Origin of the sequence: Salinimicrobium sediminis (assembly GCF_900215295.1) — a bacterium.
In the GTDB taxonomy this organism is placed as follows: Bacteria; Bacteroidota; Bacteroidia; order Flavobacteriales; family Flavobacteriaceae; genus Salinimicrobium; species Salinimicrobium sediminis.
In genome coordinates, this window is record NZ_OCMF01000004.1 from 206,710 (window position 1) to 225,075 (window position 18,366).

The 18,366-nt window shown below is 41.8% G+C and carries 17 protein-coding genes; 12 read left to right on the forward strand and 5 right to left on the reverse strand.

Features of this window, described 5'->3' with window-relative positions; all coding sequences use genetic code 11:
* Positions 1-112 precede the first annotated feature (112 nt).
* The 4 genes from CRO16_RS13820 to pyrR are packed head-to-tail and all read right to left on the reverse strand — an operon-like array spanning position 113 to position 2,854.
* A complete protein-coding gene (locus CRO16_RS13820) occupies positions 113-1,018 on the reverse strand; it encodes a ribonuclease Z (RefSeq protein ID WP_097056981.1) in 906 nt (301 codons plus the stop codon).
* Between the two features lie 30 nt (positions 1,019-1,048).
* Positions 1,049-1,381, reverse strand: a complete 333-nt coding sequence (locus tag CRO16_RS13825) for a ribonuclease Z (RefSeq protein ID WP_097056982.1) — start codon at positions 1,379-1,381, stop codon at positions 1,049-1,051.
* Positions 1,378-2,310, reverse strand: a complete 933-nt coding sequence (locus CRO16_RS13830; protein WP_097056983.1) for an aspartate carbamoyltransferase catalytic subunit — start codon at positions 2,308-2,310, stop codon at positions 1,378-1,380. Before CRO16_RS13830 ends, CRO16_RS13825 begins: the two co-directional genes overlap by 4 nt.
* Position 2,311: 1 nt before the next feature.
* A complete protein-coding gene (gene pyrR / locus CRO16_RS13835) occupies positions 2,312-2,854 on the reverse strand; it encodes a bifunctional pyr operon transcriptional regulator/uracil phosphoribosyltransferase PyrR (protein ID WP_097056984.1) in 543 nt (180 codons plus the stop codon).
* Positions 2,855-3,017: 163 nt separating this feature from the next.
* Here pyrR and CRO16_RS13840 point away from each other — a divergent pair, with 163 nt between their 5' ends.
* The 4 genes from CRO16_RS13840 to CRO16_RS13855 all read left to right on the forward strand — a co-directional run bounded on the left by CRO16_RS13840 (position 3,018) and on the right by CRO16_RS13855 (position 7,720).
* Positions 3,018-4,883: a DUF389 domain-containing protein gene (locus CRO16_RS13840; protein WP_097056985.1), complete on the forward strand. Its 1,866-nt coding sequence runs from the start codon at positions 3,018-3,020 to the stop codon at positions 4,881-4,883.
* A gap of 118 nt (positions 4,884-5,001) precedes the next feature.
* On the forward strand, positions 5,002-5,583 hold the full coding sequence (locus tag CRO16_RS13845; protein ID WP_218839742.1) for an NADPH-dependent F420 reductase: 582 nt from the start codon (positions 5,002-5,004) through the stop codon (positions 5,581-5,583).
* Positions 5,584-5,779: 196 nt separating this feature from the next.
* Positions 5,780-7,039: a hypothetical protein gene (locus CRO16_RS13850; RefSeq protein WP_097056986.1), complete on the forward strand. Its 1,260-nt coding sequence runs from the start codon at positions 5,780-5,782 to the stop codon at positions 7,037-7,039.
* A 171-nt stretch (positions 7,040-7,210) separates the two neighbouring features.
* The gene (locus CRO16_RS13855; protein WP_097056987.1) at positions 7,211-7,720 is read left to right on the forward strand and encodes a hypothetical protein; all 510 of its coding nucleotides are present in this window, start codon (positions 7,211-7,213) and stop codon (positions 7,718-7,720) included.
* A 2-nt stretch (positions 7,721-7,722) separates the two neighbouring features.
* On the opposite strand, the gene CRO16_RS13860 is transcribed toward CRO16_RS13855, so the two are convergent.
* Entirely contained in the window at positions 7,723-8,487 is a 765-nt protein-coding gene (locus CRO16_RS13860) for a sterol desaturase family protein (protein ID WP_097056988.1), read from the reverse strand.
* 121 nt (positions 8,488-8,608) lie between these two features.
* Between CRO16_RS13860 and CRO16_RS13865 the strand changes: the two genes are divergently transcribed.
* The 8 genes from CRO16_RS13865 (at position 8,609) to CRO16_RS13900 (ending at position 18,192) form a co-directional block, all read left to right on the forward strand.
* On the forward strand, positions 8,609-9,004 hold the full coding sequence (locus CRO16_RS13865; protein WP_097056989.1) for a DUF2255 family protein: 396 nt from the start codon (positions 8,609-8,611) through the stop codon (positions 9,002-9,004).
* Position 9,005: 1 nt separating this feature from the next.
* A complete protein-coding gene (locus tag CRO16_RS13870) occupies positions 9,006-9,383 on the forward strand; it encodes a methylglyoxal synthase (protein ID WP_097056990.1) in 378 nt (125 codons plus the stop codon).
* A 10-nt stretch (positions 9,384-9,393) separates the two neighbouring features.
* Positions 9,394-10,797: an amidohydrolase family protein gene (locus CRO16_RS13875; protein WP_097056991.1), complete on the forward strand. Its 1,404-nt coding sequence runs from the start codon at positions 9,394-9,396 to the stop codon at positions 10,795-10,797.
* Positions 10,798-10,913: 116 nt separating this feature from the next.
* Positions 10,914-12,380, forward strand: coding sequence for an SDR family oxidoreductase (locus CRO16_RS13880; RefSeq protein WP_097056992.1), 1,467 nt, complete (start codon positions 10,914-10,916; stop codon positions 12,378-12,380).
* Positions 12,381-12,434: 54 nt separating this feature from the next.
* Complete coding sequence (locus CRO16_RS13885) at positions 12,435-12,896, forward strand: carboxymuconolactone decarboxylase family protein (protein ID WP_097056993.1); 462 nt, start codon at positions 12,435-12,437, stop codon at positions 12,894-12,896.
* 159 nt (positions 12,897-13,055) lie between these two features.
* Entirely contained in the window at positions 13,056-14,933 is a 1,878-nt protein-coding gene (locus tag CRO16_RS13890; protein ID WP_097056994.1) for an alpha/beta hydrolase family protein, read from the forward strand.
* A 128-nt stretch (positions 14,934-15,061) separates the two neighbouring features.
* Positions 15,062-16,252 (forward strand): MFS transporter, encoded by a 1,191-nt coding sequence (locus tag CRO16_RS13895; RefSeq protein ID WP_097056995.1) that lies wholly within the window; start codon positions 15,062-15,064, stop codon positions 16,250-16,252.
* A gap of 332 nt (positions 16,253-16,584) precedes the next feature.
* A complete protein-coding gene (locus CRO16_RS13900; protein WP_097056996.1) occupies positions 16,585-18,192 on the forward strand; it encodes a GMC oxidoreductase in 1,608 nt (535 codons plus the stop codon).
* Positions 18,193-18,366 lie beyond the last annotated feature (174 nt).

The following is an 18,366-nucleotide window of genomic DNA, read 5'->3' on the forward strand; positions in this document are numbered from 1 at the left end:
TCGATGAACGACACACTTTAAATAAAATTTAACATATTTTATGCTCTCTTCCTACGAAAAGTGGCCAAAATTATAGATAGATTAATGGTAATTATGTACGACGAACGGTAATTTAAAAATTGAATGACTTTCCGTCATCTGCCAGTTGGACGGGAGAAAATATTTTTTCAGCTTCAGCCTTAAAAGGGAGAATCGTCTCATAACGTGTAGAGAAGTGGCCAAGTACAAGATGTTCCACGCTTGCTTCTCTGGCAATTGCGGCTGCTTCCCTGGCGGTAGAATGGCCTGTTGGAGCAGCGAGGTATGCGTGCTCCTCAAGAAAGGTGGCTTCGTGGTAGAGGGCGGTAACCTTATGCAGTTGATCAACCATTCCGGGATGATATGCGGTATCACTGCAAAAAGCATAACTTTTAGGAGGATCGGGATCTGCGGTAAGTTTTTCATTCGGAATTACATTACCATCAGCAAGTACTGCATCTTTACCCTTTTTGATTCCCTTATAATATGCCACATCAATGTCATACTTCTCTACTTCTTCCATTAGCAACTTTCTTGGCTTAGGCTGCTCCCTAAAAAGATAACCATTGCAATAGATGCGATGTTTAAGAGGTATGGTCTCTACGGTAACTTTTCTGGTGGTTAAAATTACTTCGGGTTCATGGGAAGACAATTCGTGAAAATAAAGAGGATAACCGGTCCATGAATTAGAAAATTTTAGCTGCAGGGTTATGATCTCTTTTATTCCTTTGGGCCCATAGATGTGCAATTCCGTCTTTCGGTTAAGCAGCATAAAAGTGGAGATAAGCCCAATCAATCCGTAGAAATGGTCACCATGTAAATGGGAGATAAAGATATGTTTGATCTTACCGAACTTAACTTTGTTCCGGCGCAGCTCTACCTGGGTACCTTCCCCGCAATCAATAAGCAAAACTTCATTATTGATCTCCAGGACCTGAGAGGTAGGATTGGTAAAAGTACGCGGAGTGGCGGCATAGCAGCCAAGAACAGTAAGCTTCATCTATCTCTCATTTTTAGAAGAAGATCTGTTTTAAAAGCCCAGGTCTCTTTCTATTTCTTCCATTTGAATTATATCCCCGGCCTCCTCGAGGGTAGGAACCACAATTAGTTCTTCGGGCACCTGGTCAATGTTGATGGTATCATTGGCAAGAACAAAAGATCTTTTCCCCTGTCGATGTCTGTTAGAGAGCTCAAGGAAATTCAATAACTCCTGAAGGCTCAGCTCTCCGTACTTCAGAATATCAACAACCACATTGTCATTTTTGAAACTTTTGTGATGAGCTTCAAGGAAAGAAGCATATTCGGTGACATCATCTTTTTCATCTTTCAGGATCTTATATCCTTCCTTTTCGATTACAATCATACTTGTTTGATTTTTGAAGCCAGGAGGTAGATCACGGCCATTCGTATTGCAACCCCGTTTTGCACCTGATCCAGGATTATTGCCTGGTCTGAATCTGCCACGTCACTTGTGATCTCCACTCCTCTGTTTATAGGTCCGGGATGCATCACCACGATCTTTTTGTTCAACGAGTCCAGAAGTTGCCGGTTCAATCCAAAAAGCTGGACATATTCTCTGGTACTGGGAAAATAACTGATATCCATGCGCTCATGCTGCACCCGCAACATATTGGCCACATCACACCATTCCAGGGCATTCTTTAGGTTGGGTTCTACTTCCACTCCCAAAGATCTAATATGCTTTGGGATCAAAGTATAAGGTCCACAAACTTTTACCTGCGCACCCAGTAATTTTAGAGCGAAGATGTTTGAGAGAGCCACCCTGCTGTGTAGAATATCACCCACGATCACTACTTTTTTTCCTTCAATTTCTCCAAGTTTTTCCCTTATGGAATAACAATCCAGGAGAGCCTGTGTGGGGTGTTCATGAGCTCCGTCGCCGGCGTTAATGATACTTGCATTCACATGCCGCGAAAGAAAAATTCCTGCCCCGGGATTTGGATGTCGCATTACCACCATATCCACCTTCATAGACAGGATGTTATTTACAGTATCAATGAGCGTCTCTCCTTTGGTCACCGAAGAGGAGGAAGCAGAAAAATTTACCACATCTGCACTCAATCTCTTTTCGGCAAGTTCAAAAGAAAGCCGGGTCCTGGTGCTATTTTCAAAAAAGAGGTTAGCAATGGTAATATCTCTAAGAGAAGGAACCTTTTTAATCGGCCGGTTGATCACTTCCTTAAAATGATCGGCAGTTTGGAAAATGAGGGCGATATCTTCTTTTGTCAGATATTTAATTCCCAGTAAATGGTCAACACTTAACTCACTCATGTTATTCTTTGCTTATTAGGTAAACCGCATCTTCCCCCTCATTTTCCTTCCAATTTACCTTTACTTTTTCCTGATTTACTGCATCCACCTGCCTCCCGTTATAGTCGGGCTGAATGGGTAAATGCCTGCTGAATCTTCGGTCGATCAAGGTAAGAAGTTCAATTTCGCTGGGCCTCCCAAACGATTGTATGGCAGTAAGTGCTGCCCTTATACTTCTTCCGGTATACAGCACATCATCAATAAAGATCACCCGCTTATCTTCAACAACAAAATTGATATTTGTTTTATTGGCCTCTAGAGGTTTTTCACCTCTTCTAAAATCATCCCTGTAAAAGGTGATATCCAGTTGACCCATTTTTATTTGGGAAATACCATATTCCTCTTTAAGGATCTTATAGATGCGGTTCGCCAGAAATGCGCCCCTTGGCTGGATCCCAATTAGAACAGAATTTTCAAAAGTAGTGTGATTTTCAATCAACTGGCAGGCCAAGCGGTGTAAAATGATGTTCATTTCTTTGGAAGCAAGCAACACTTTTTGGCTCATAATTTTCGAAATTAGCTTAACAAAAGTAAGATTTTTTTCCTGAGATGGACAGCCTGCACCGGCTTTTTAAAAGAAGCCGACTCTCAATATTTAAGGGCAATTTAACCAGAAACTCCTTTAGAAAAAGAGAATTTATGAAGTATCTTGCAGTAAAATTACTTTCATGCTCTACCTTTTACATGATCCTGCAGAAATTGATACTGTAAAAGAAAAGATTCTCCCCCTTTTGGCGAATATTAAGCATGAACTCATATCTTTTCCGCTGGATAAAGAGTTTGATCTTGATACCGAATCCTCTCTCCTCCTGTATTTGTCTGATGAATCCCTAAGAAAGGTGATCCCTGTTGCGGCAAGAAATAAGTGGCCTGTTGCCATCCTGCCTCATCCGGAAAATAAATTCACCTCTAAAGGACTGGGGATTTCGAACGATCTTGATGAAGTGATCACAGAATTTTCTGAATGTGAATCTCCTCATGAAATTGATCTTCTCTTTTGTAATGAAATTCCTGTCTTTAGCTCGGTAAATATTGGAGACATCTTCCTGCTTTCTGAAGGCAACGGGAAAAAGAGCTTCTTTTCTCAGGTAATGAACATTATCCGGAATATTCGCCGGGCATCCTCTCTTTCTCATCACCCATACCAACTTAGCAGTGATGAAGATAAGATCATTAATACTTCTGCCCTGGGAATAGTGGTGGTTGAACACGCATCCAGTTCTCTGATTTCGAAACGCCTGCTGCAGGACAGCTCCATTAGTGACGGTTCATTTCAGGCCTTCATTCTTTCTCCTCAAAATCTTCTGGTACTTCTTTGGTTCTTTATAAGAAGTCTTTGGCCACAAAAGAAGCCTATCGAGAAAACTCCGGCATTTATTGGTCACATAAAAGCCAGCAAACTGAAGGTAAAGTCTGAAAGAATGGAATTTTCTATTGATGGCGTAAAACATGAGGCTGAAGAAATTGACCTAGAGGTACAAAAACAGGCAATTATCCTGAAGCAGATAAGTATTTACAGCCATAGTGGTGACAATGGAAACACTAAAAAAACACTTAAGATCGAGGGCCTTCCCAAAGGAGAAACCCGAAAAGAATTGATCAAACGCAGTTTACCCATCTTACCACGTGCCAATGCCGAGCAATTTGAAGACCTTTTTAAAGTCTTAAGGGTAAATTCCGAAATCTCCACCCCTTTTATGGTGATGATGGTATTATCCACCCTAATTGCCACTTTTGGATTATTTGCTAATTCATCTCCTGTAATTATCGGGGCTATGATCCTGGCTCCTATCATTTCTCCCATAGTTTCTTTTGCTATGGGGATGGTGCGCTATGATGTCACCATGCTCAAAAAGGGGTTTGTGACTATTACTGCAGGAACCCTTATGTCTTTGGCTTTTGCAGCATTTATCGCGCTGATTATTCCCCTTAAGATCCTGACTTTTGAAATAGAAGCCCGTTTGTCTCCTACCCTGCTCGATATGGGCATAGCGGTTACCTCGGGGATAGCTGCCGCCTATGCACATTCTAAAGAAAGTATAGCAAAAAGTCTGGCAGGTGTGGCTATTGCAGTTGCCCTTGTGCCTCCTCTCTCTGTAGCGGGAATAGGAATTGGATGGTGGGACTGGCAGGTGTTTTCGGGAGCTATTCTACTTTATGCTACCAACCTTGCAGGAATTATACTCTTTGCCGGCCTTACCTTTTTGCTCCTTGGTTTTGCACCTTTTAAAAGGGCAAAAATGGGTTTGGTTTACACTTTTATTATAGTGATACTTGTCACAGTGCCTCTTTCCCTCTCATTTAACAGGATCATGCAGGAGGCCAGTATAACAAAAGCACTTGAAGGCACCACCATTCATAACGTGGTGTTGAGGGATGTAAAAATAAGGTTTGGCCCACAAATAGTGGTTTCATTAAGGCTTGTTGGACCCGAAGCCGTAGATCCTGACCGTATCCAAAGTATAAAAGAAGAAATAGAAAAAAAGATCAATCAACCCGTTGTTCTTGAAGTAGTGTCGGCAATTGAATTTTAATACCTCTTAAAAGTACCTTTTTTAAATCCTTCTTCTGAAAAATTTTCCTGAAGCAGTTACAACCGATTTTTCTTTTTCTTAAATTTATTCAGCTCTCCTTTATCTTAATTAATTCTTTATGAAAGTAGCTGTTATTGGCACCGGCGCTGTGGGGCAGGCCATGTCAAAAAAATTTCTGGAACTGGGCCATAAGGTCTTTATGGGCACCAGAGATCCTCAACAAAGTATGAACCGAAAAGATTCCGATCAATGGGGCACCCCGGGAATAGGAGCCTGGATAGAAGATCATCCGCAGGTTCAATTAAAGAGCTTTAAGGAATCCGTTAAGAGTGGTAGTGACCTCATTATTTTTGCCATGAATGGAATGGCCGCACTTGATGTGCTTAAAAAAATTGGCAGCGAAATTTTGGGAGACAAGCTGATGATCGATATTTCTAATCCGCTGGATTTTAGCCAGGGGTTTCCTCCTACCCTCAGTGTTTGCAATACTGAAAGCCTGGGTGAACAAATTCAGGAGGCTTTTCCGAAGTTGAAGGTGGTAAAAGCACTAAATACTCTAAGTCATCCTTTAATGGGTAATCCAGGGGCAATAGAAGGGGACCACAACCTTTTTATCTGCGGAAATGATGCTGCGGCAAAAGAAAAGGTAACCGGGCTTCTCGGGGATTTTGATGGAAAAAGGAAAACATCATCGATCTAGGAGATATTTCCAATGCCCGGGGTACAGAAATGCTTTTACCTTTATGGGTAAGGCTTATGGGTAAGTTTCAATCTCCAATGTTTAATTTTCATGTGGTAAAGGCAAAAGAAATTTCAGCTTAGAATTACTTTTAGGTTGAGTTTGTATATTAAGAAAGTAAAATTTTATACTTTTTGCGGCAGAACCTACCTTTTTCATGAAGAAACTTTTACTATTTATCTTTATCTGCCTGATCGTCTTTTTCGGTCTCACCTACTGGTCACTTTCGGTGGGACCTTCAGAAATTTATATATCCAGGATCATAGGATCTAAAGAGATCACTCCCCAAGGTGTAAAAATTGAAAATACGGTACAGGTTTCTGCTACCAATCAGTATAGAGGCAATGCTTTAAAAAGATTTATGCAGGGAGTGAATTACCGGAAAGCCTGGGAAACACCAGTCACGGCAGAAATTCTTTACCTCGACTCCTTTGAGGTACTGGAAGAAGGAGGCGGAAACCAGACAAATTCCCTGAAAGTGCTGGGTCATGAAGGAGCACTTTACAGTCTTAGAAGCGTCAATAAAGATCCTACCCCGCTTATTCCTGAAGCTGCAAAAATCTTAAAGCTGGAGAACATTGTAAGAGACGGTATCTCTGCCCAGCACCCATATGGGGCCCTCCTTGCGGCATCCCTCGCAGATGCCGCCGGAGTTCTTCATACCCACCCTCAATTGGTGTATGTGCCTCAACAGGAAAAGCTGGCGAAGTTTTCTAAAACCTACGGGGACAGATTATATTTACTGGAATATGAAACAGAGGGAGATATAAACTGGACCGGCAGGTCTAATGTTGTGGAGATCGTTGAGACAGATGATCTTCAAGAATTGAAACTGGAGATGGGAGATGCGCTTCAGGTGGACGTCAGGGAACTGGTGAGAGCAAGATTATTTGATCTGATCATAGGAGATTGGGACCGGCATTCAAAACAATGGGGATGGGCACTTCAGAAAAAGGGCAATCGTTTGGTTGCCATCCCTGTTCCCGGAGACCGGGATAATGCTTTTTTCAGGATAGATGGCGTCATTCCTACCATTCTCACTAATGAACTAGTGCAGCCAATGGTGAGGCCTTTTGAAAAAGATATCAGTTATATTTCCGGTTATGTATATCCATTTGACCGGTACTTCCTGAAAAATGTTCCCGAAGAAATATTTATTGAGGAAGCAAAAGCCCTTCAGGCAATCCTAACTGATGAGAAAATGAAGAAGGCAATGCAGCAGTGGCCTCAGGAACTTCAGCAATTGAACGGAAATGAAATTCTGGAGAAACTAAAAAATCGTCGGGATAAACTTCAGAAGTATGCAGTAAAATTTCAGAAAGAGATCGAACGATCAGATTTTCTTGAAGCACCCTTAAAAGGATCAGAAGACCTTGCGCTGCCTTCAGGATTGGAAAGGTGCTTTGAATGTGATTAATTCTTTCTACAATGCATCCAAGATCACATTCCTTATCGCTTTCTTCGGTAACAGCTTAGGAATGAATTTCAATAGAAAAAACTCTTAAAGCACAGTACATGTTACCATAAATAATAGTAAATTTAATAAGAGAAGTCTTCCCCCCTTTACTTTTATCTGATGAGGAATTTCATGAAGATTTTCGTCCTTATTTTTACTCTGCAATCCTGCAGCAGTGTTACCTTTACAACACATCAACCCGAAAATGCGCAGGTACTAAAGGAGTTTCCGGCAAAGATCCAGGGAATTTTTACTAATAGTGAAGATACTCTCATAGTAGAACAAACTTCCTTTATTTATAACGGCGGAGAAATGATCAGTTTATCCGGAGATATTACACCCCCCGATGTAGTTCTGAAAAAAATGGATAATTGGTATTTTCTTAATATTAGGGACGAGGGGGAATGGTGGATCTATCCTTTTCAAATTTCAGGTAATAACAGAATCACTGTATTTTATTCAAACATGGAGGAAAACGAGCAAAGGATAATTGAGGAGTTCGACGAAGATCTTAAAGTTCAAAAGGTCTTTAAGGAAGGAAAGTTTCACCATTACCTGCTTAACCCTACACAATCCCAGTTTAAAAAGATTTTAAAGAAAAAACTCTTTTCTGAAAATTTGATCTTTACAAGGATCAGGTAAAATCAGGCCTTCATTCTGCGGCTTTCTGTAGACATCCATTTATCCCAAAATGTGAAATAAAGTCCGTAATTGGTCATATACTCCGTATGATGATGATGGTGGTGGGTAGCGCCTATAAAGAGCTTTCCAAATTTGCTTTTTTGAAACCAGACAGGATAAACCTCGATATCCAGGTGATTAATTACACTGCTTATGGTCATTACCAGAAGATAAAAACCAAGTACATAAATATTGACCGGTAAAAAGATCAGGATCAATGGCAATATAACGGCTTCGATCAAACTCTCCCATGGATGAAAGGAAAAGGCAGTCCAGGGTGTGGGAATCCGGCTGTCGTGATGTACCTTGTGAACGATCCTAAATACCCTGGGATGATGCATCCACCGATGAACCCAGTAATAATAAGTTTCATGAAGCAGCAGGATGATCAAAAGACTTACCGGTAGATACCACAGCCCGTAAGCTGAAGGATCAAGATAAACCGCTGTGTAGCCTTTTAACCACAACCAGTATGTGCCGGCTCCTACAAGTGCAAATATCGCAGAAGATTTAATGCTCCACACGATCTCTTTTTTCAGCTGGGCTTTATTTGCAAGCCTTTTACTTAGGCGCCGTTCATCATATTTCCTAAAGTTCCTTATGTAATAATAATAGTAAAAGATTCCGGCGGCAACAAAATATCTAAAGAGAATGGCAAAGAAAAATATAGCAGCATAGACCAGGAGAATTCCGGGGTTATTTGCTTCAATATCAATAAATTCAGTCATAGCTCTAAAATTAGTGATTTCAATCTTAATTTTTTCTCAAATTAGATCTCTAATATTTGTAGCTCTCCCGGTGGTCCTGCTTTTATTAATTCTTTAATTTTACTACTCAGCAAATTTGCCTATGACCAACACTAATAATTTCCCGAAGGATTTTCAGAATTACCTCAACCGCCACACGCTTATTGGAATCAAAGCCGGGGTGGACAGAGAAAGCTTTTTAAATATCTGGATGGTGCAGGTTGGGGACCGTTTTTTTTCAAGAAGCTGGAACAAGAGTCCCAACAGCTGGTTTACAAGTTTTATTACTTCCGGAGTAGGCCAGATCAAATATGGAGAATCCATTATTAATGTCCTGGGAAAAAAGGTCCTGCCAGATGACCCGGTCCATGAATCGATTAATATGGCTTATCTTCAAAAATATGATCAGCCGGAAAATCTTGTCTATTCCCGCGGAATTACCCAACCGGAATACGCAGACTACACCATGGAATTTCTAATTGACCCAAATCAATATTAAAATGAACACTATCGCCCTTATCGCACACAACAGCCGAAAAACTGACCTTCTCAACTGGGCAAAAGTACACAGAGAAGCTCTTATTAAATACAATCTCATTGGTACTACCAACACTTCAAAGCTTCTAAGTGAAATGCTTGATATTGAAGTTAAAGGATTTGGCCATGGTCCCAGTGGTGGAGATATTCTTTTAGCCGCAAAAATCCTTCAGGGAGAGGTGCAAATGATCATCTTCTTTATTGATGCCGAGACTCCTCACGGCCACGAACATGACATCCAGACGCTTATTCGTACCGCTGTGATCAACAATATCCCAATAGCTCTTAACCGGGCTTCAGCAGATCTGCTTATCCTGGATGAAAAAGTTCAGAAGAAATAGCCCCTAAAACATGAGCATCAAAAAAGCCATTTTTTACACTCTTTTAATTTCAGGTTTATTACCGGCCTGTAACTCCTCCCGGGAGCAGGCAGATGTGATCATCCTTAATGCTACCATTTTGGATATAGAATCGGGGGAAGAAGTTCCCGGAAAAATGATCGCAATTTCGGGAGATACGTTACAGGCGGTGCTGGACATGGACGAAAAGGATAGTTTTAAAGCTGCCAAAATTATAGATGCTAAAAATAAATATGTCATGCCCGGTCTATGGGACATGCATGTGCATTTTAGAGGCGGTGATACCCTCGCGGTAGAAAATAAAGATCTCCTGCCGCTTTTCCTGGCTTATGGGGTAACTACCGTAAGAGATGCAGGAGGTGATATTACTAATAATATTCTCAACTGGAGAAAAAAGATCGGGACCGGGGAACTCACCGGCCCCACAATATTTACTTCCGGCCCAAAATTAGACGGTCCCAAACCTGCATGGCCTGGGTCTATTCAGGTTGCAACTCTTGATGATATTCCAGGTGCACTGGATTCTCTAGAAAAACTGGGAGTAGATTATGTAAAGATGTATGACGGCAGCCTGACCGATGAAGTTTTTTACGGGATTATCGCCGCAGCCCAGGAGAGAGGTTTTAAATCCACAGGCCATATGCCAATGTCGGCAGATATTTTAGAAGGTGTGGACTTAGGATTAGACGGTTCAGAACATCTTTATTACGTGATGAAAGCCTGCTCCCCAAAAGCCGACAGCCTTACCCGCGTCAATCCCGGCTACGGAATGATGGATGAGATCATCGCTACTTACGATAAGGACCTGGCTCAAAAGGTTTTCAAAAAGCTTAAAGAACAGCAGGTCTACATTACGCCTACTCTCCATATTGGCAAAACCCTTGCAGAAGTTTTAAAAGTTGACCACAGTACAGATTCACTGCTCCCTTACATAGGCGATGGAATTATAGATACCTATCGCGGTAGGATCTTAAATGCCAAAAGAGCCAAATCTGCGGGAAATTCCATGAGGAATAAAATGGAGCAGAAATCTATGGAAATGATCCGGCCAATGTATGACGCCGGAGTTCCGCTTTTGGCAGGATCAGACTGCGGCCCCTATAATTCCTTTGTGTATCCGGGGGAATCTTTACATAGCGAGCTTGAAAGATTGGTAGCTTCAGGTTTAGATCCCCGGGAAGCTTTAAAGACTTCTATCATTAATGGCCCCGCATTTTTTGACCTTGAGAATTCTTACGGCAGCATCAAAAAAGGCAAAAAAGCTGACCTATTAATTTTGAACGAAAATCCGTTAAGGGACATAAAAAATTTAAAAGAAATTTCGGTTGTAATGGCTCAAGGTCAGGTTTTTTCCAAGGAAGATCTGCAGGAAATCCTGGAAGAAGTGAACCAGTAGAAACTCTCTATTCCTCTATTGGCTTTAGCTTTGAAGTTTTAAATAAGTCTTCATTATCTTTTCCTATCTTTCTGAAAGCAGTAGATCCTTTCATCACTGCTCAAAAACAGGAATTTATGAAGATCCTTCTTACAGGAGCTACCGGATATATTGGAAAACGCCTGCTCCCGGTTTTACTTGAGCAGGGGCATGAAATTGTATGTTGCGTAAGGGACAGGAACCGGTTTCCTACGGAAGGTGTGTACGCCAATCCTAAGATCTCCATCCTGGAAGTAGATTTTTTAAAGGACCTGCCATCTCCTGAAGCTATAAAAGACATTGATGTTGCATACTATCTCATCCATTCCATGAGTGCAGGTACCGGAGATTTTGCTGAAATGGAAGCCACTTCAGCAGAAAATTTTCTAAAGCTGGTGAAGCCAACAGCGATAAAACAGATCATTTACCTTACCGGAATTACCAACGAAAAAGAACTCTCGAAGCACTTATCCTCCCGAAAGAATGTCGAAGAGATTCTGGGTCGCAGCAGTATTCCCCTTACCGCTTTAAAAGCAGGGATTATTGTAGGTTCCGGAAGTGCATCCTTCGAAATAATTCGTGACCTGGTGGAGAAATTACCCGTAATGATCACTCCAAAATGGGTGGAGACTAAAAGTCAGCCAATTGCAATAAGAAATGTTCTTGAATTTTTGACAGGAGTCCTTTTGCGCGAGGAAACCTTCAACAAAGCCTATGATATTGGAGGACCCGATGTTCTTACCTACAAAGAAATGCTTCTGCAATTTGCAGCAGTGAGAGGCTTTAAGCGCAGGATCTATACCGTGCCGGTAATGACACCCAGGCTTTCCTCCTACTGGCTTTATTTTGTTACCTCAACTTCTTACAAACTGGCCATTAATCTTGTAGACAGCATGAAGATCGAGGTGATTGCCCGGGAGAATGACCTGGCAGAAATGTTGAAAATTGATCCCATTCCCTATAACAAAGCCGTTGAACTGGCCTTCCAGAAAATTGAGCAGAACTCTGTGATCTCCAGCTGGAAAGATTCCTTAGCGTCGAGTTATGCCGATAACTCCCTGCTTGAGCACATTCATGTGCCTACAGATGGATGTTTTATTGATAAAAGGGAGAAGAAAATTACCGGAGATCCAGATCTTGTCCTGGCAAACATTTGGTCAATTGGTGGAAAAAAAGGCTGGTACTATGGCAGCTGGCTATGGAAGATTCGCGGATTCATGGATAAGATGGTTGGAGGCGTTGGGCTAAGGCGCGGGCGTACTCATCCTCATTACATCAATACCGGGGATACCCTCGACTTTTGGCGGGTACTTGCCGCCGACAAAAAAAACCGGCGCCTGCTGCTTTATGCCGAAATGAAACTACCGGGTGAAGCCTGGCTCGAGTTCAATATTATCGAAAGAAAAGGAGAATATTTTCTTCAGCAAACCGCCACATTTCGTCCTGAAGGCCTTGCCGGCAGAATATACTGGTACACCGTACTCCCCTTTCACTTCTTCGTTTTTGACGGAATGGCCGGAAATCTTTTGAAGACTCCTACTACTATTGAAAAAATAAACTCTTAGATTTTCACTTCCGAAAAATGTGCTATTTTCGGAGCTTTTTACAACTATCTCCTGATGAGTACCTCTATTCAACTATCTGAAATCGGCTCTACGCCTTTTGAAAAATTAATAGGGCACAACAGTGCAATCCTGGAAAAATGGAATGAACTGGAAACCACTCTTTTCCACCACACTACCCTAGACCCTAATCTTTTGGAACAGGTAAGAAGGACACTCGCCTATGGTAATGGTTGTGAATATTGTATGGTCAAAGCAGGAAGGCCTTCTTTTGACGCTAAAGATGAACGTATCACTAATGCTACTGCCTTTGCAGAATTATTTGCCATTGATCATACTTCCATTCAGGAAGCTCATTTTTCCCTATTGAGAGATGTCTTCACCGAGAAAGAAATTTCCGAATTATGCACCTTTATCACCTTCATAACGGCTTCTCAAAGATTTGGAAAGATCATGAATCTTACCGAAGATCTTCAACCCAACCGGGATAAGGGTTTTGAGAAAGTGGACAGGACTTAAGGATCTTCAACTTTCTCCTGCGAATTCTTCAGAAAAATCGTTGAACCACAAATTTTTGATGTCCAGGGTTTTGTAATTATTGGTTATATTAGAACTACCAACCGGGCTCCTTTTCTCCCCCTGCCCGAATAAAACCGTATTTCTAATCAAGCCAAAGTGATGAAACCATTTATTCTGCTCTTTATGCTCTTCGGAGTTACAGCATTCTCCCAGGACTCTACTTCCGTAGAAAACTACACCATTGAACAATTTTATGGTAATACCCGTGTGGGTGGTGGTGAATTTTCCAATGATGAAACAAAGCTCCTCATTAGCAGTGACGAATCAGGAATTTTCAATGTTTACGAAATCGACCTTAAAGACGGCTCTAAAAAACAGGTCACTCATTCAAAAGAAGATTCGTTCTTTGCCGAAGATTACGTGCCCGGAACAGGGGAAATAATATATTCTGCGGACAAGGGTGGCAACGAAATAAGCCAGCTCTATCTGCTCAAAAAGAATGGAGAAGTAAAAAACCTTACCCCGGAAGAAAACGAAAAAGCAAACTTTATTCGATGGAGCGAGGACAATAAATCGTTGATCTATATTTCCAACAAAAGGGATCCAAAATTCTTTGATGTATACAAAATGGTCATTGGTTCATGGGAGCCCAAAATGTTGTACCAGAATGACGAAGGATATCAATTAGAAGGTCTGTCGCACGATGAAAAGTTGATCGCTCTTTCCCAGCCAATTACAACCAGTGAAAATAAATTGTTCATTTACGATCGTGAGAAAGACCAGCTAAAAGAGATCTCTGAGGAAAAGGGTAGTTATTCAGCTTCAGGTTTTAGTAAAGACGATCAAAAGTTCTATTACATCACAGATGTAGGCAAGGAATTCTCTTATTTGGTAGAGTATGACCTTGAATCCGGAGAAACCACCCCTGTTTATGAAACCAATTGGGATGTGATGTACAGCTACCTCAGCAAAAATGATATGTATCGGGTTATAGGTATCAATGAAGACGGCAAGAACAAAATACTGGTCATTGATACACAAAGTCAGGAACAAGTAGACTTACCTTCTGTGCCCGATGGAGATATAAAAGAAGTAAATTTCTCTGAAAGTGAAAACCTAATGAGGCTAACCATTGGAACTTCCAAAACTCCAAACAACCTGTATGTGTATGATTTTGGAACCAATAAGATCAGGAAACTCACCAATACCCTTAATCCTGAAATTGATCCCGACGATCTGGTTGCTTCAGAAGTAGTTCGGTATGAATCTTTTGACGGCCTGGAAATTCCGGCAATTTTTTATAAACCGCATCAGGCCTCTGAAGACAATAAGGTACCTGCACTTGTTTGGGTTCACGGAGGACCGGGAGGCCAATCGCGAACCGGTTATTCTGCCCTAATACAATACTTGGTCAATCATGGGTACGCAGTGTTGGCTGTGAATAACCGCGGAAGCAGTGGTTACGGTAAGACCTTTTATAAAATGGACGATAAGAAACATGGGGAGGAAGATTTGAAAGATGTTATTTGGGGTAAAAAGTGGTTACAGGAGCAGGAATACATTGATGATGAAAACATTGGGATCATTGGAGGAAGTTATGGCGGCTATATGACCATGGCAGCAATGACTTTTAATCCTGAAGAATTCGATGCGGGAGTCAATCTTTTTGGCGTTACCAATTGGCTTAGAACTCTAAAATCCATCCCACCTTATTGGGAAGCTTTTAAAACAGCTTTGTATGAAGAAATGGGAGATCCCACAACCAAAGATTCCATAGCACTCTATAACAAATCACCTTTGTTTCATGCGGACAAGGTCAAGAATCCGGTGATGGTACTTCAGGGAGCGAATGATCCCAGGGTACTGCAGGTGGAATCTGATGAGATCGTATCTGAACTAAAGAAAAATAATGTGCCGGTTGAATATGTCATTTTTGAAGACGAAGGCCACGGATTCATAAAAAAAGAAAATGAAATAAAGGGTTATAAACAAATTCTCGCATTTTTAGATAAATACCTTAAAGACGAAGAGATGTAAAGGAAAAAGGCATTTTTTCAAGATCCCTTTATTTTAGGAAGTTAAAAATTAAATTTGAAAACTTTCTTCATAAAAAGGAGTAAGCCGGGATGATATTTTTTTCATCTTAGCATCTCCAAATAGTTTTGATGCCACAGGAAAAACATATCCTGCCCATTATCGTCTTTGCACAATTCTGCTGTACTTCTCTTTGGTTTGCAGGAAACGGAGTAATGGATGACCTGCTTAAGGTTTTTCATCTTGAAATTACTGCCCTGGGGCATCTCACCTCTGCAGTACAGGTAGGTTTTATCACCGGCACCTTAGTCTTTGCACTTTTGACCATTGCAGACCGCTTCTCCCCTTCAAAAGTATTCTTTTATTGCGCTGTAATTGGTGCTATGGTCAACCTGGGAATGACCCGGCAGGCGAATAGCCTGGAAAGTCTTCTTTTGATAAGGTTTTTTACAGGCGTGGCTCTCGCGGGAATTTATCCGGTGGGAATGAAGATCGCATCAGATTATTACCGCAAAGGACTGGGCACTTCTCTTGGCTTCCTGGTAGGAGCTCTTGTTCTGGGAACGGCTTTTCCGCATCTGCTCAAGACCTTTGCGGGTACCGGGAACCTACCCTGGAAAGCTGTAGTGCTTTGCACTTCTTTACTTGCCGCAGCCGGAGGTTTAATGATCCTCTTCCTGGTGCCCGATGGTCCTTACCGGCGCCCCATGTTGAAAAAGGACTTTTCGGCGTTTTTCTCGGTCTTTAGGCTGAAGGCGTTTCGTGCTGCAGCCTTTGGATATTTCGGGCATATGTGGGAACTCTATGCTTTTTGGGCATTTGTTCCTTTGGTTTTGGCAGTTTATCAACAGGTACATCCTCAACTGAATCTCAATATCCCGCTCCTATCTTTTCTGATCATAGGTTCGGGAGGGGTGGCTTGCGTTGCAGGAGGATACCTTTCCCAAAGATTGGGCACAAAACGAACAGCTGCAACAGCCTTATTGCTCTCCGGCTTGTGCTGTTTATTTTCTCCCATTTTCCTGCTCCAGGATTCGGAAATTTTACTGCTCTTTTTCCTTATTTTCTGGGGTTTAATGGTCGTTGCCGATTCGCCCCTGTTCTCCACTCTGGTTGCACAAAATGCACCTGAAGAAGCAAGAGGCACAGCTTTAACCATTGTGAATTCCATCGGTTTCACCATAACCATCTTCAGTATACAGCTACTCAATTTTCTTGCGCTGCATTTTGCTCCGTTTTACCTCTTTCTCTTTCTCGCCCCCGGGCCTGCTTTTGGCCTTTATTTCCTTTTCGGAAGGAAAAGAAGAAGCTCTGCGACCTAAGCTCTCCCGAGATCATTATTAAATCTCCCGACAAGAAACCTTCTTTTCAAAAAAGATGATTAAACAATTCCTGCGAAAAAGAAGATTTTAGAAGCCTCAGGGAATTAGAAGCGTCGGAAATTACTCTCTTGTAATTTACTATGCACTCATAATAAAATTCAATGGGTTTCTGATTATCAGCAATCTATCTCAGAATATATTTGCATTAGAATCCTTCTGAATAGAGTGCCCCCTACAGCTCTGTTCGTTGGATTTTTTTTATTCCTGTCTACCCTTCTTATTCAGGTAATTTTGGTACTTTGAAATCTGCTACATAAGATCTCTTTAAACCCATGGAACCTCAGTACGATTACATTATAATTGGCAGCGGCTTTGGCGGATCTGTAAGTGCCTTGCGGCTTTCAGAAAAAAGATATAAGGTCCTGGTCATTGAGAAGGGAAAATGGTTTGAACCCAAAGACTTTCCAAAAACGAACTGGAACCTCAGGAAATGGCTATGGATGCCGGCATTAAGGTTCTTTGGGATCATGAAGCTAAGCATCTTCAGGCATGTCGCAGTGATCTCCGGCACAGGAGTGGGTGGTGGTTCCCTGGTTTACGCCAACACCTTACCGGTTCCTAAAAAGGCATTTTATACCTCCGGTTCCTGGGGCAAGCTTGAAAACTGGGAAATGGAATTAAAACCTTTTTATGCCACCGCACTTAAAATGCTGGGCGCTGTTCCCAATCCAAGACTTTTTGATGGGGACAAAGCTTTAGAACAACTTGCTGAAGAGCTTGGACGAAAAGAGCATTTTGAGCACCCAAATGTGGCTGTTTACTTCGGAAAAGAAAATGAAACTGTAAAAGATCCCTACTTTAACGGAAAGGGCCCCAGCCGCACCGGATGCAATTTCTGCGGGGGCTGTATGACCGGGTGCAGGTATAACGCCAAAAACACCCTGGACAAAAATTACCTTTGGCTGGCACAACAGCATGGGGCGGAGATCCTGGCAGAACATGAAGTAATAAATATAATTCCTAAAGAAAAAAACGGAAGCGGAGGCTACACCGTGATCACCAAAAGCAGCACAAATTTCTTCCGCAGAAAGAAAATCTTTAGCAGCAAAGGAGTCATCTTCGCCGGCGGAGTCCTGGGATCCGTCAAGCTGATGCTTAAACTGAAAGAAACTACCCTACCGAATCTTTCTGACCAGTTAGGAGAAAATATTCGCACCAATAATGAGACGCTGATAAGCGTTTCTACTGCAGACAAGGACAAGGATCTATCGAAAGGCGTGGCAATCGGAAGTCTGTTACATACCGATGACAACAGCCATCTGGAAATAGTGCGTTATTCAAAAGGTTCAGGTTTTTGGAAGCTTTTGCACCTGCCATTGGTTTCAGGAAAAAACCCTGTTCAACGGATCTTTAATGTAGGAGACCAATTTCTCAGATCACCCCTGGGCTGGTTCAAAACTTACTTCGTAAACAGTTGGTCGCGTAGTACGACTGTGCTGCTGTTCATGCAAAGTGTTGACAGTACGCTCAGGCTCAAAAAAGGCATTTTCGGGATGCTTACCACCGGAGTAAGTGCCGGCAAAAAACCCACTTCAGATATTCCCGAATCCAGGGAACTTACCCAAAAATACAGTGAGATCATTAATGGCAGGGCCACCTCATTTGCACTGGAAAGCCTGGCCGGAATTCCTACAACCGCTCATATCCTTGGAGGTGCGGTCATGGGAAAGGATTCTACTGCAGGAGTGATCAACAGCAAAAACCAGGTTTTTGGTTATGAGCAGATGTATGTGGTAGACGGCTCAATGATCTCGGCCAATCCCGGAGTGAACCCCAGTTTGTCCATTACTGCAATTGCTGAAAGAGCCATGAGTTTTTTCCCGGAGAAATCTGCTGTTCTAGCTTCGGCTTCAGAAAGATCGGCTTCAATGAAAGTTTGAATAATTAGAGGCTTTAATATCGGATCTCAAAAATTGCCTTTTTGGAAGGTTTTTTTAGAAATCGATCGCTTTTAATCTGTTTTAATAGCCTTGAAAATTTTAGGAACCAGAAGCTTTAAAAAATTACTTCGGCATAAAAACAGGCAGAGTTTTTGCTGTAGATAATATACCCCC

Excerpts from the sequence above, each read along its gene's own strand:
- CRO16_RS13820 (WP_097056981.1), bottom strand. The coding sequence starts at position 1,018 with ATGAAGCTTACTGTTCTTGGCTGCTATGCCGCCACTCCGCGTACTTTT.
- CRO16_RS13825 (WP_097056982.1), bottom strand. The coding sequence starts at position 1,381 with ATGATTGTAATCGAAAAGGAAGGATATAAGATCCTGAAAGATGAAAAA.
- CRO16_RS13830 (WP_097056983.1), bottom strand. The coding sequence starts at position 2,310 with ATGAGTGAGTTAAGTGTTGACCATTTACTGGGAATTAAATATCTGACA.
- pyrR (WP_097056984.1), bottom strand. The coding sequence starts at position 2,854 with ATGAGCCAAAAAGTGTTGCTTGCTTCCAAAGAAATGAACATCATTTTA.
- CRO16_RS13840 (WP_097056985.1), top strand. The coding sequence starts at position 3,018 with ATGCTCTACCTTTTACATGATCCTGCAGAAATTGATACTGTAAAAGAA.
- CRO16_RS13845 (WP_218839742.1), top strand. The coding sequence starts at position 5,002 with ATGAAAGTAGCTGTTATTGGCACCGGCGCTGTGGGGCAGGCCATGTCA.
- CRO16_RS13850 (WP_097056986.1), top strand. The coding sequence starts at position 5,780 with ATGAAGAAACTTTTACTATTTATCTTTATCTGCCTGATCGTCTTTTTC.
- CRO16_RS13855 (WP_097056987.1), top strand. The coding sequence starts at position 7,211 with ATGAAGATTTTCGTCCTTATTTTTACTCTGCAATCCTGCAGCAGTGTT.
- CRO16_RS13860 (WP_097056988.1), bottom strand. The coding sequence starts at position 8,487 with ATGACTGAATTTATTGATATTGAAGCAAATAACCCCGGAATTCTCCTG.
- CRO16_RS13865 (WP_097056989.1), top strand. The coding sequence starts at position 8,609 with ATGACCAACACTAATAATTTCCCGAAGGATTTTCAGAATTACCTCAAC.
- CRO16_RS13870 (WP_097056990.1), top strand. The coding sequence starts at position 9,006 with ATGAACACTATCGCCCTTATCGCACACAACAGCCGAAAAACTGACCTT.
- CRO16_RS13875 (WP_097056991.1), top strand. The coding sequence starts at position 9,394 with ATGAGCATCAAAAAAGCCATTTTTTACACTCTTTTAATTTCAGGTTTA.
- CRO16_RS13880 (WP_097056992.1), top strand. The coding sequence starts at position 10,914 with ATGAAGATCCTTCTTACAGGAGCTACCGGATATATTGGAAAACGCCTG.
- CRO16_RS13885 (WP_097056993.1), top strand. The coding sequence starts at position 12,435 with ATGAGTACCTCTATTCAACTATCTGAAATCGGCTCTACGCCTTTTGAA.
- CRO16_RS13890 (WP_097056994.1), top strand. The coding sequence starts at position 13,056 with ATGAAACCATTTATTCTGCTCTTTATGCTCTTCGGAGTTACAGCATTC.
- CRO16_RS13895 (WP_097056995.1), top strand. The coding sequence starts at position 15,062 with ATGCCACAGGAAAAACATATCCTGCCCATTATCGTCTTTGCACAATTC.
- CRO16_RS13900 (WP_097056996.1), top strand. The coding sequence starts at position 16,585 with ATGGAACCTCAGTACGATTACATTATAATTGGCAGCGGCTTTGGCGGA.